Origin of the sequence: Vibrio genomosp. F10 str. ZF-129, assembly GCF_000287055.2 — a bacterium.
In the GTDB taxonomy this organism is placed as follows: Bacteria; Pseudomonadota; Gammaproteobacteria; order Enterobacterales; family Vibrionaceae; genus Vibrio.
Genome location: NZ_AJYQ02000111.1, coordinates 26,390 through 38,372, shown reverse-complemented (window position 1 = coordinate 38,372; position 11,983 = coordinate 26,390). Strand labels below are relative to the sequence as shown.

At 43.2% G+C, this 11,983-nt stretch carries 11 protein-coding genes; 7 read left to right on the top strand and 4 right to left on the bottom strand.

Annotated features, from left to right (window positions below):
• Position 1: 1 nt before the first annotated feature.
• From A1QO_RS14230 to nspC, 5 genes are all read left to right on the top strand, one after another.
• Complete coding sequence (locus A1QO_RS14230) at positions 2-277, top strand: monovalent cation/H+ antiporter complex subunit F (RefSeq protein WP_017035316.1); 276 nt, start codon at positions 2-4, stop codon at positions 275-277.
• The gene (gene mnhG, locus A1QO_RS14225) at positions 270-653 is read left to right on the top strand and encodes a monovalent cation/H(+) antiporter subunit G (RefSeq protein WP_017035317.1); all 384 of its coding nucleotides are present in this window, start codon (positions 270-272) and stop codon (positions 651-653) included. The genes A1QO_RS14230 and mnhG overlap by 8 nt, the downstream gene beginning before the upstream one ends.
• Positions 654-1,411: 758 nt before the next feature.
• Entirely contained in the window at positions 1,412-4,300 is a 2,889-nt protein-coding gene (locus A1QO_RS14220) for a pyridoxal phosphate-dependent class III aminotransferase (RefSeq protein WP_017041446.1), read from the top strand.
• A gap of 22 nt (positions 4,301-4,322) precedes the next feature.
• A complete protein-coding gene (locus A1QO_RS14215; RefSeq protein ID WP_017035319.1) occupies positions 4,323-5,567 on the top strand; it encodes a carboxynorspermidine synthase in 1,245 nt (414 codons plus the stop codon).
• A gap of 92 nt (positions 5,568-5,659) precedes the next feature.
• A complete protein-coding gene (nspC, locus tag A1QO_RS14210) occupies positions 5,660-6,808 on the top strand; it encodes a carboxynorspermidine decarboxylase (RefSeq protein ID WP_026026757.1) in 1,149 nt (382 codons plus the stop codon).
• A gap of 73 nt (positions 6,809-6,881) precedes the next feature.
• On the opposite strand, the gene A1QO_RS14205 is transcribed toward nspC, so the two are convergent.
• Together A1QO_RS14205 and A1QO_RS14200 are read right to left on the bottom strand one after the other, a co-directional pair.
• Positions 6,882-7,397, bottom strand: a complete 516-nt coding sequence (locus tag A1QO_RS14205; protein WP_017041445.1) for a glycine cleavage system protein R — start codon at positions 7,395-7,397, stop codon at positions 6,882-6,884.
• A 273-nt stretch (positions 7,398-7,670) separates the two neighbouring features.
• Complete coding sequence (locus A1QO_RS14200; protein WP_017041444.1) at positions 7,671-8,582, bottom strand: DUF3943 domain-containing protein; 912 nt, start codon at positions 8,580-8,582, stop codon at positions 7,671-7,673.
• 191 nt (positions 8,583-8,773) lie between these two features.
• Here A1QO_RS14200 and A1QO_RS14195 point away from each other — a divergent pair, with 191 nt between their 5' ends.
• Together A1QO_RS14195 and A1QO_RS14190 are read left to right on the top strand one after the other, a co-directional pair.
• Positions 8,774-10,009: a CinA family nicotinamide mononucleotide deamidase-related protein gene (locus A1QO_RS14195; protein WP_017041443.1), complete on the top strand. Its 1,236-nt coding sequence runs from the start codon at positions 8,774-8,776 to the stop codon at positions 10,007-10,009.
• Between the two features lie 272 nt (positions 10,010-10,281).
• Positions 10,282-10,536 carry a hypothetical protein gene (locus A1QO_RS14190; RefSeq protein ID WP_017035324.1) on the top strand — a complete coding sequence of 85 codons (255 nt, stop codon included), beginning with the start codon at positions 10,282-10,284 and terminating at the stop codon, positions 10,534-10,536.
• Between the two features lie 33 nt (positions 10,537-10,569).
• Here A1QO_RS14190 and yfaE read toward each other — a convergent pair whose 3' ends face one another.
• Positions 10,570-10,848, bottom strand: a complete 279-nt coding sequence (gene yfaE / locus A1QO_RS14185; RefSeq protein WP_017038908.1) for a class I ribonucleotide reductase maintenance protein YfaE — start codon at positions 10,846-10,848, stop codon at positions 10,570-10,572.
• Positions 10,848-11,981 carry a class Ia ribonucleoside-diphosphate reductase subunit beta gene (nrdB, locus tag A1QO_RS14180; protein WP_017040758.1) on the bottom strand — a complete coding sequence of 378 codons (1,134 nt, stop codon included), beginning with the start codon at positions 11,979-11,981 and terminating at the stop codon, positions 10,848-10,850. The genes yfaE and nrdB overlap by 1 nt, the downstream gene beginning before the upstream one ends.
• Between the last annotated feature and the right edge of the window lie 2 nt (positions 11,982-11,983).

Here is an 11,983-nt window from a genome sequence, read left to right as displayed (position 1 = left end):
TATGCTAGATACTGTTTATAACATTTGCTTCATTATTATGACCTTGGCGTTGCTACTTTCCTCGGTCAGGTTATTGAAAGGGCCGTCTTTACCAGATCGAGTTGTCGCACTTGAATTGATGGCGTCCATCACTGTAGGGCTGGTTGTTCTCTATAGCATTGCTCATAGTGAGCCAAAGTTCATTGATGTCGCGATCGTATTGGCACTGACGTCGTTCTTAGCGGCGGTCGGTTTTTCTCGATACTTAGAACAAAGAGGAATTAGAGAAGATGATTGATATGATCGTAGCTTTTTTCGTACTAACAGGTGCTTGTCTCATGTTATTGGCCAGTATCGGTATTAATCGCATGCCTGATCTTTTAACGCGCATGCACGCAACTACGAAAGCTGGCGCCCTGGGTATTGGTTTAATTGTGGTCGCGTTCTCGATCATTTTTTGGAGTGATACAGCGGTGGTCGTGCGTGCTATGGCGGTTGTGCTTTTTGTTATTCTTACTGCTCCTATTGCGGCTCATGTACTGGCTAGAACCAGTTACTTTGTCGGCGTTCCAGTGTGGGAAGGGACGGTGAAAGATGCGATAAAAGAGCAGTACGACATGGATACTCACCAGCTATCGAGTCGCTGTGCTGAAAAGAAAAAGGCGTCTGAATAGGTTGGTATAGTTTGCCTTGTTGGTGAGATTTGTCATCATGAAATGAGGTCAAGCAATGATTGAGTTAGAAAACGGTAATGTCTGTCTTTTCTCAGTCTCAAACTTTTAAAAATGCTCCTTAGAATAGGGAGCATTTTTTTTCGCATCGCACGTGGTTGAACAAACATTAAAGGGCGAGATTAGAAAAATAGCACCAGCTTGTCTTTTTATCCCGCAGGATAGAAAGATTTATGGGTATAACAACACTAAATGGAGGGAATATAAGCAAGCAGAAAGTGAGTGAAGGAGCTTGGTTTTATTTACAAATTGGTTAGTAAAAATAGTTGCCAGCCTCTTTGAGTTTGTGATACTTTTCCGCGCAATCTCGGAGCACTTATTAATGCATTACTCTGGGGGATACTCGTAACGTACATTCGGCTGATTGTCTCGTTGCGTAGGGTAGGTATCAGCAAGCCCTTGTTGATAGACGGGATATTTTTGTTGCATTGGCAACAGATGAGAGAGAAACCCAACAGTGAAAACCTTTAATTTATACAGCCTAATCAGCTTCGTACTTCCTAAGTGCCCTGTACTTCACGTCAGTAGCATTACTGAACCCTGAATTCCAGAACTCCTAACGGACCATTCTAAATGGTCACGATCTTAATCCCGAACGTATGGATGTTTTCGGAAGGTATTGCTTTGCCTCTTTTTTATCAACCGAGTGTTTATCAACCGTGTTGAAAGAGCGCAAATCCTCTATTTTTTAGGGAATTACAATGAGTACAGTTTTTGACGTCGATAACGCGCTTATCGCAACCCCTTTTTCTACAAAAGTTCCTCATGTAGAAGGTCTTTATGATCTCACTCCAGACCAAATCCTGCTGGATCAAGCAGAACATGAGTCTGAAGTTCGTTCATACCCAAGACGTTTACCCATAGCGATAAAACAAGCCCACGGTGTGCTTGTCGAAGATACGCGTGGTCAGCTTTTTTTAGATTGCCTAGCGGGTGCAGGCACCTTGGCTCTGGGTTATAACCACCCAGAGATCAATCAAGCGCTAAAAGACCAACTTGATTTGGGCTTGCCATATCAAACTTTGGATATGACGACCCGAGCAAAAGACACCTTTATCAAGCGTGTGAAGGCATTTTTACCTAAAGAGTTCGCCCATAATTCTGCGATTCAGTTTTGTGGCCCGTCAGGGGCTGATGCTGTTGAAGCGGCGATTAAGTTGGCTAAGCAAACCACAGGTCGCAATACCATGTTTGCTTTTCGCGGCGCGTACCATGGCATGACCAATGGCACCATGGGTATGATGGGTAACTTAAGTACCAAAGCGCGTCGAACGGGTTTGATGTCTGACGTTCACTTTATGCCCTTCCCATACAACCTGCGTTGTCCATTTGGTTTGGGTGGCGAGGAAGGGGCACAAGCGAGCATTCGTTATATTGAGCGCTTACTTCATGATGATGAAGCAGGAATCATGAAACCTGCTGCTATTATTGTCGAGCCAGTTCAAGGTGAAGGCGGGGTTTTACCGGCTCCTGCATCTTGGCTTCGGGAACTTAGACGTATTTGTGACGAGCATGAGATTTTACTTATCCTTGATGAGATTCAATGTGGTGTAGGAAAAACAGGCTATCGATTTGCGTTTGAAGAAGCGGGTATCTCTCCGGATATCTTGTGTCTATCCAAAGCCATTGGTGGTGGATTACCGATGTCTATCCTTGTATTTAACAAAGAGATTGATACATGGAAAGCGGGTGAGCATACCGGTACGTTCCGCGGTAACCAGTTGGCGATGGTATCCGGTGCTAAAGCCTTAGAAATCATCGAGCGTGATAACTTGGTTGAGCATGCCAATATTGCCGGTCAATATTTGCGAATGGGTCTTGAAAGCATTCAAAAGCGGGTGAACTGCATAGCAGAAGTTCGTGGTAAGGGCTTGATGCTAGGCATGGAAATCCAAAAGGCCGATGGTTCGACGAATAAATTTGGTGAGCCTGTCGCCGATGGTGAATTGACACTTGCGATTCAACGTGCAGCACTAGAGCGTGGCCTGATGGTTGAAAAAGGCGGGCGTGATGGCTCTGTTATTCGTTTCCTTCCACCAATGATTATCTCGTTTGAACAAATCGATTTCGCACTTCGAGTCATGGAAGAAGCGATCTTGGCTGCTGGTGGCGGCAAGCGAGAGACACTCGAAGAGAACGCAAAGTGGAAACAACACTTTATTCATACCGGTGAAAATGGTGCTGATAATTATGCGACGGTGATGAATCACGCGACAAATGCGTTAAAGCAGATCTTTGAGCAGGTCGATAAGCCATACACGGGTATGGATCCCAAGCTTCTAGAAGCTCAAGTTAACGCGGTGTGTTTAGATTCTGCCAACCACAGCTTAAAAGAGGTGATTGATAGCACCAGTGAGTTAGTTGTAAAGAATTCTATTTTTACACAGCACCCTAGCTGCATTGCACACTTACATACACCACCTTTGATGCCTGCGATAGCGGCTGAAGCGATGATTGCGGCTCTGAATCAATCTATGGATTCATGGGATCAAGCCTCTTCTGCAACCTATGTTGAACAGCGTGTCGTTGATTGGCTATGTGGGAAATACGAGCTGGGTAATCAGGCTGACGGCATCATCACCAGTGGTGGTACTCAAAGTAACCAAATGGGTCTATTACTCGCTCGTGATTGGGTTGCCGATAAGCTTTCTAACCATTCCATTCAAAAGCTGGGTCTGCCTGAATACGCTCACAAACTGCGCATTATCTGCTCTGAAAAATCACACTTTACGGTACAGAAATCTGCATCGTGGATGGGACTTGGTGAGAAAGCAGTAGTGACTGTACCTGCACATGTGAACGGTACCATGGACACATCGCTTCTTGATTCGATGATCAGTGAGCTTAAGCAACAAGGTCTTATCCCATTTGCCATCGTGGGCACGGCGGGTACCACCGATCACGGTGCCATTGATGATTTAGTATCACTGGCGGATTCAGCGAAACAACATGACCTATGGCTCCATGTGGATGGCGCATATGGTGGCGCTTTGATTCTAAGCCGTCACAAAGATCGATTAGCTGGTATTGAGCGAGCGGATTCCATTAGTGTGGACTTCCACAAACTCTTCTATCAAACAATCAGCTGTGGTGCGTTATTACTTAAAGATAAGTCTCAGTTTAAGTACCTGCTTCATCATGCTGATTACTTGAACCGTGAACACGACGAACTGCCTAACTTAGTGGACAAATCCATTGCGACCACCAAACGTTTTGATGCGCTTAAAGTCTTCATGACCATGCAGAGTGTTGGCCCGCAAGCACTGGGTGATATGTATGACCATATCATCGCTCAAACGCTTGAAGTGGCAGATAAAATTCGTGCGCATGAACATTTTGAACTACTGGCCGAGCCGTCATTGTCAACAGTGCTATTCCGTGCGACTGGCACGTGTGAAGGCTCTACCGACAAGCTTAATCAAAAAGTTCGTATTGAAGCGTTAGTTCGCGGTGTGGCTGTCCTCGGTGAAACTGTGGTAGCAGGGCAATCCGCGTTGAAGTTTACGATCCTGAATCCATGCCTGACGATGGCAGATTTTGAGACATTAATAACAGATATAAACCAGTTAGTCACAGAACTCGCTGATTAATAGAACATAAGGTAAAAGAACAATGGCAATTCTACAAATTGGTGCAGGTGGTGTTGGTTGGGTAGTAGCACATAAAGCGGCGCAAAACAATGAAGTATTAGGTGATATTACCATTGCGTCGCGCACTCTTAGTAAGTGTGAAAAAATCATTGCGTCTATTAAGGGAAAAAATAACCTTAAAGATACGACCAAGAAATTAGAAGCACGCGAAGTTAACGCAGATGATGTAGACGCATTAGTTGCACTTATTAATGATGTAAAACCCGATCTAGTGATCAATGCGGGTCCTCCTTGGGTCAACATGGGCATTATGGAAGCGTGCTACCAAACAAAAGTGTCGTACTTAGATACATCGGTCGCTGTTGACCTATGCTCTGAAGGGCAGCAAGTTCCGCAAGCTTACGATTGGCAGTGGGAATACCGAGAGAAGTTTACCGAAGCAGGTATCACCGGCATCTTAGGCGCGGGTTTTGATCCAGGCGTTGTTTCTATTTTTGCTGCGTATGCGGTTAAGCACCTGTTTGATGAAATCGATACGATTGATGTGATGGACGTTAACGCAGGCGATCATGGTAAAAAGTTTGCGACTAACTTTGATCCAGAAACGAACATGCTAGAGATTCAAGGTGATTCGTTCTACTGGGAAAATGAAGAGTGGAAACAGGTACCGTGTCACTCACGTATGCTTGAGTTTGATTTCCCGAACTGTGGCTCTCACAAAGTGTATTCAATGGCCCACGATGAAGTTCGCTCTATGAAAGAGTTCATTCCAGCGAAACGCATTGAATTTTGGATGGGCTTTGGTGATGCCTATTTGAACTACTTCAACTGTATGCGTGATATCGGTCTATTGAGCCCAGATCCACTGACGCTTCACGATGGAACTGTGGTTCAGCCATTGCACGTTCTTAAAGCACTGTTACCAGATCCAACTTCTTTGGCTCCCGGTTACACGGGTTTGACGTGTATTGGTACATGGGTTCAAGGTAAGAAAGATGGCAAAGAGCGTAGTGTATTCATCTACAATAATGCCGATCATGAAGTCGCGTATGAAGATGTTGAACACCAAGCCATTTCTTACACAACCGGGGTGCCAGCCATCACTGCTGCACTCCAGTTCTTCCGCGGTAAATGGGCAGACAAAGGGGTATTTAATATGGAACAGCTTGATCCAGATCCGTTCCTAGAAACAATGCCAGAGATTGGCCTTGATTGGCATGTTCAAGAATTAACACCAGGACAGCCAGATATTAAAATCCTAAAATAGGTCTAATGGGTTATCTATTTAATATTCTAAGCCGATGCGATTGCGTCGGCTTTGTTCAATTTAAAAGCGATTGAAAAATGAGTACAAACGACTTGATGAAAAATGACTTGAAAACACCATACTTCATGATCAATGAAGAAAAATTGATGGCGAACCTAGAGAAAGCTAAGCAGCTAAAAGACCGGTCAGGTGTAAAGTTAGTACTGGCACTGAAATGCTTCTCGACATGGGGAGTGTTTGACATTATCAAACCGTACCTAGACGGTACAACCAGCTCTGGGCCTTACGAAGTTAAGTTGGGCCACGAAACCTTTGGTGGTGAAACTCATGCTTACAGTGTCGGTTACAGTGAAGAAGATGTCAGAGAAGTCGCTGATATTTGTGACAAACTGATTTTTAACTCTCAAACCCAGCTTGCGGCGCATCGTCACATTGTGGAAGGCAAAGCATCCATTGGTTTACGGTTAAACCCAGGTGTAAGTTATGCAGGTCAAGACTTAGCCAATCCAGCCCGTCAATTTTCTCGCCTCGGGGTACAAGCAGATCACCTAGACAGTAAAGTTTTTGATTCTATAGATGGTGTGATGTTCCACATGAACTGTGAGAATAAAGATGTAGATGCTTTTGTCTCTCTTCTTGATGCCATTTCAGAGCAGTTCGGGTCTCATTTGGACAAACTTGATTGGGTCAGCTTGGGTGGCGGGGTGTTCTTTACCTGGCCAGATTATGATATTGAAAAGCTGGGTTTAGCATTAAAGGCTTTTTCAGAAAAACATGACGTTCAACTCTATTTGGAGCCGGGTGAAGCAATTATCACTAAAACCACCGATTTAGTCGTGACTGTCGTGGATATCGTAGATAACGTGAAGAAAACAGCGATTGTTGATTCAGCAACAGAAGCACACCGTTTAGATACGTTGATCTACAATGAGCCAGCAACGATTCTAGAAGCGAGTGAGAAAGGTGAACATGAGTTCATTATTGGTTCTTGTTCATGCCTTGCTGGTGATCAGTTTTGTGTTGCAAACTTTGATGAGCCACTCACTATCGGGCAGCGTCTGCATATTACAGACAGCGCAGGTTACACCATGGTTAAGCTTAATTGGTTTAACGGTTTGAAAATGCCTTCTATATATTGTGAACGTTCAAATGGCGATATTCAAAAGCTGAATGAATTTGGTTACAGTGATTTCAAACGTTCATTGTCGCAGTGGTCAGTCATTCCTGTTGATAATAAATAACGCCCTAGATAGCTGGTAGATAAAAAAAGAGCAGAAAATCTGCTCTTTTTCTTTTAAGGATTCTATCCACCTCTTATAATGCTTCTAAAATAACCCGAGTATCTTCACTCAGTAATTCGAGTTCATTGGCTACATCTTCAATTTGCACTTCACTCGGTAGCCGGACGGCTAAATTCGCGGTAAAGAGGCTTGAACTTACTCCTCCACCACCGGCAACAAACACACGCTGACAATCCATATCGAGAATACTGATCCCTTGAGCATCAAGTACATGGGTTATCTCATTGACTATGCCTGCGCGATCATTGGAATCGAGACGAAATTGGAAGATGGTTTCTTCTCGATGTGGTGATGCTTCTGAATCGACTATCTGAACTAACAGATCTTGGTGCGATCTAAAAGCGGCTTTGACAGTATCGACATTAGTTTCAGGGAGCTGAACCTTAATAACGGCAGCGACTTGGTCTTCAATAAAGTTAACTTTACTGATCAACCATTTTCCACCGTTATCGTGGGTTACGGAAGCAAATTGTTTAATTGTGGCGGGAGTGGCTTTCCCGACGAAATTGACGATAAATGTCGTATTCATAATGATTCTCCTGCGCCAAGTGGGGATAACTAATTAAAATAATTGATAGTTTCAGTGTAGAAGTTAACAGCAGGAAAGATTTGATGAATGTCAATTTTTGAGGGTAAAGAGGTGACTCAGTATTGATAACGAGTTATCAGACACACAATGGAAACAAAAAAGCGCCTATAGATAGACGCTTTAAACGTTGAACAATGTGCATAGTTTTGAATGCAGAGGGCAATATTATGGTTAGAAACCTGCTGTTAGAAACTTGTTGTCAGAAACCTATAGTTAGAAACCTATTGTTAGCTCAACGCCGTAGAATTGGCGGTCATAGGAAGCCCCTGAATCCATTGCGAACGCAGCGGCATTCGAGTTTCCAAACCAAGGAGTGCTGCTATATTGAAATTCAGCACTGCCACCCCAAGCGCCACTTACCCAACCGTGAATATGACCAACGGGATTGAGGAAGAAAAGGGTAAAGCTACCTACGCCTTCCGAGCCGAATACTTCGCCGCCATTGGCAACAATATCTTGTTCGGCTTCAAACATCATCTCACCGACGACAGCGCCAAAAAATGGGGTAACAAATATATCTTGCCAAGAAGGGACTTCAGCAAACGCTTCCACGCCCATTTCCCAAAAGAAGGTAGACATAGCAGCAGAATAGACAAATGATTCAAACTCGTTAAAACCTGCGTGTCTTGCTGCGGTATAGTACACACCACCAAAATACGGGTGCATCACATAATTCAAAAAGTGCTCGTCGCGATCCCATACCGGACCTGCACTGATGTTATCTTTCCATTTTGAGCCTAATTGACTCATATCACGGTCTTCTTCATCCCATTTTGTAATGGACTCTGGTAATAGCGTCATTAAGCCCACAGTCGCCACGCTTAGACCTAAGATAGTGTAGGTTTGCCCCATAAGGTAGTCCCAGTCTTTTTCATCTTGCAGGACAAGATATTTAGGTAGACCGGGGTCTTCAACGTTAAGCTCTGGTTCTTTCAATGAGAGCATGAAGCTCTCTTCATTATGGAACAACGTAGGTTGGTAAGAGTATGTGCTGTCGTTAAGACAGAAGCTATTTTCACAATCGACCGTGTAAGAAAATTCTATATGTTGATTGACGTTAAAGTTGTTGGCGTTTGCACAAGCGGAAAACGATAACATCATTGCAGCGATGTTTTTCTTTAGCACGGTGGCTCCATTATTATGTTTATAAGATCCTAGTCACAATTATCTAATAAAGGACCGGTAATAGAAACCATAAAATGAACTATTTTAGGGAGTTATGAAGATTATTTTCGAATCATGAGAGTAAACGTTGCATAATTTTAATCAAAGTATGTGATGATAAGCATTGCAGTTCTAAATGATAGGAAATATTAATGACAAAAATCGCAATGCTTAGTACGGGGGAAGAGGTCCTCTACGGAGATATTGTTGATACCAATGCCGCTTGGTTATCACGACTTTTCTTTGCTAATGGTTTTTCTTTGTATAAGCGCTCCACCGTAGGTGACAGTTTGGTTGCGCTGAAAGAAGAAATACTCATGCTAAGTTTCAATTGTGATGTTGTCATCGTAAATGGTGGACTCGGACCGACAACTGATGACTTAAGTGCCGCTGCCGCCGCAGAGTCAGCAGATGAAGCGTTGACTTTATTCCCAGAGTGGCTGGAAACGCTCCATGCTTTTTTTAATGCTCGAGGTATCACGATGCCAGAAAGCAATGTTAAACAAGCCATGCTGCCTCAAAGTGCCACGATTATAGATAACCCGATAGGAACAGCGTGCGGTTTTAAAATGGTGATTAATGATTGCCTGTTCTACTTTACGCCAGGTGTTCCTAAAGAGTTTGAATTGATGGTGGAAACTCAGATCTTGACGGATTTAAGACTCCGTTTCCCTGAACGAGAAAGTTACAGTTGCAGTCGACTATATACACTAGGGACTTCCGAGTCAGTGTTGTCAGATAAATTAGACAAGCTGCAACTTCCACAGGGATATATGATTGGGTATCGCTCGTATTTGCCTTTTATCGAAGTGAAGTTATTTGCGCCTCAAAACGACTTGGAGACTCAAGTTCGTGTGCTGCAAATGATCTATAAGCTTATTGAATCCAACGTGGTGAGTGTTGATGAAAGCATGCTTTCCCATGTTGGTCATCTGGTTGCCGAAAAGAAACAGTCTATCTCTATTTCAGAGCAATCAACCCATGGATGGCTGTCAAATTGGCTCCATTCAGATGTTAATGCGAATCCATTTTGTGGCCACTCATGGATTATGAGTGGTTCTTTAGATGTTTCAAGCCAAGAACAGAACCCTCTGGCCGCTGCATTTGCTCTAGCAGGGGCAACACGAGAAAAGTGTTCAACTGACATTGCGTTAGTGACAGGCAAGTTAGAAGGTAATGAGTTTTCTATCGCGTTATCGACGTCCAAAGGGGAATGGGGGCAAACGCTAGAATTCAAACGTCAATATTCTATGGCTGAACGAAAAGAACTGATCTCGACGATCGCGGCAGATATGCTACGACGATATTTGTCAGGTAAACCAATGTTCATTCAGTACAGTTCAGTGACAAGCCTAAAAGAGATGTTTATTCCTTCAACTCTTATTTAATCTGCAACACGCCTTAATCAACAACTCAGGAGGCTACTTATATCAAAAGTAGCCTTTGTCAAACGTCTACCGAGTGCCGTGCCGTAATAAATTGATGAAATTACTCCTTATTACATACAGAAGAACAACTTTATTTTTTATAAACAAATGGTCTAAATGTAAGTCGATGATTTCAATATAGCGGCTTCATTGTCCTATTTTTGAGGCTATCAATGATGGTGATTACTTGTACACTATCTCCTTCGATGAAACATTCGGTCAAGGAGGTCACTGTGTTTTCTCACTCGAAAATTTTAGTCTGGTATCAAGTGGCAAGTCAAAAAGTGGTTTTAGGTGAAGCGCTTAGGACTCATGGTTACGACCTAGCATCTGATTGGCGACACGCGCCTATTGAAGACAGCAGCAAAGTGGCGCAAGGATATCGTCTCTCTTTGTTTGATGATGACGGTCGAGAAATTGCGGATAAACCGGTTTCGATGTTTACAGCCGATGCATTTTTGGAAGGTATAAAAAAGGCCAGTTTATAACTGACCTTACTCGCTGATTTTTATGAATACGCGTTATGCGCGTTTTTCTTTCATTCTGTAGCGAACATTTGATAGCTCAACGTTGCTTTTGGCTTTACAGATACAAGGTAAAATTTCATTTTTCTCTGTATAGGCCATAGCAAAACCAACAAACTCTACTTCCCCTGAATCTAATGTACAGCGGCACGCTCCACAGTGCCCATCACGGCAATTGTATTCTGGCTCAAGACCAGCCAACTCGAGCGATTCCAATAAGGTATTGGAAGAATTTGACTCAATGGTGGTGACTTTGTTGATTTTAAGTTGTGCCATTACAGTTCAAAATCCTCAAAATCATTTGCGCTGACTTCGTTGTCAATCTGTCCAACCAAGTAAGAGCTGATTTCTGCTTCCTGTGGCGCTACTTGCACGTTATCTGAAGATAACCAAGCGTTGATCCAAGGAATTGGGTTCGATGTTGCTTCTGGGTAAGCAGCACCTAGGCCAACGGCTTGCATGCGAATATTAGTGATGTACTCAACGTATTGGCAAAGAATGTCTTTGTTAAGACCAATCATAGAACCATCTTTAAATAGGTATTCAGCCCATTCTTTTTCTTGTTCTGCTGCTTCTTTGAATAGGTCAAAACATTCTTGCTTACATTCTTCAGCAATTTGCATGAATTCAAAGTCATCTTGACCATTGCGCAGCAAATTAATCATATGCTGAGTACCTGTTAGATGAAGAGCTTCATCACGAGCAATTAATTTGATGATCTTCGCATTACCTTCCATTAGCTCTCGTTCAGCAAAAGCGAATGAACATGCAAAGCTCACGTAGAAACGAATCGCTTCTAGAGCATTAACCGACATTAAGCAAACGTAAAGCTTCTTCTTCAGGTCGTGAAGTGAAATCTTAATGTCTTCGCCGTTGATGTTGTGGTTGCCTTCACCGTAGCGGTGGTAGTCAGCCGTCAGCTTGATCAAATCATCGTAGTAAAACGCGATGTCTTTCGCACGTTTCAGGATCTCTTCGTTCTCAACGATATCGTCGAATACGACGCCTGGATCATTCACGATGTTACGGATGATGTGCGTGTATGAACGAGAGTGAATCGTTTCAGAGAATGACCAAGTCTCAATCCAAGTTTCAACTTCTGGTAGTGATACCAAAGGAAGTAGGGCAACGTTAGGGCTGCGGCCTTGGATAGAATCTAGAAGCGTTTGGTACTTCAGGTTAGAGATGAAGATGTGCTTTTCATGCTCTGGAAGCTTGTTGTAATCGATACGGTCGCTAGACACGTCTACTTCTTCTGGACGCCAGAAGAAAGAAAGCTGCTTTTCGATCAACTTTTCGAAGATTTCGAATTTTTGTTGGTCGTAACGTGCAACGTTTACCGACTGACCCAAGAACATTGGTTCTTTTAGTTGGTCATTTTTTTGCTGAGAAAAAGTACTGTAAGCCATAA

Bases quoted from the DNA above. Each gene is read 5' to 3' on its own strand.
- A1QO_RS14215 (WP_017035319.1), top strand. From the start codon at position 4,323: ATGGCAATTCTACAAATTGGTGCAGGTGGTGTTGGTTGGGTAGTAGCA.
- A1QO_RS14220 (WP_017041446.1), top strand. From the start codon at position 1,412: ATGAGTACAGTTTTTGACGTCGATAACGCGCTTATCGCAACCCCTTTT.
- A1QO_RS14230 (WP_017035316.1), top strand. From the start codon at position 2: ATGCTAGATACTGTTTATAACATTTGCTTCATTATTATGACCTTGGCG.
- nrdB (WP_017040758.1), bottom strand. From the start codon at position 11,981: ATGGCTTACAGTACTTTTTCTCAGCAAAAAAATGACCAACTAAAAGAA.
- A1QO_RS14195 (WP_017041443.1), top strand. From the start codon at position 8,774: ATGACAAAAATCGCAATGCTTAGTACGGGGGAAGAGGTCCTCTACGGA.
- mnhG (WP_017035317.1), top strand. From the start codon at position 270: ATGATTGATATGATCGTAGCTTTTTTCGTACTAACAGGTGCTTGTCTC.
- yfaE (WP_017038908.1), bottom strand. From the start codon at position 10,848: ATGGCACAACTTAAAATCAACAAAGTCACCACCATTGAGTCAAATTCT.
- A1QO_RS14205 (WP_017041445.1), bottom strand. From the start codon at position 7,397: ATGAATACGACATTTATCGTCAATTTCGTCGGGAAAGCCACTCCCGCC.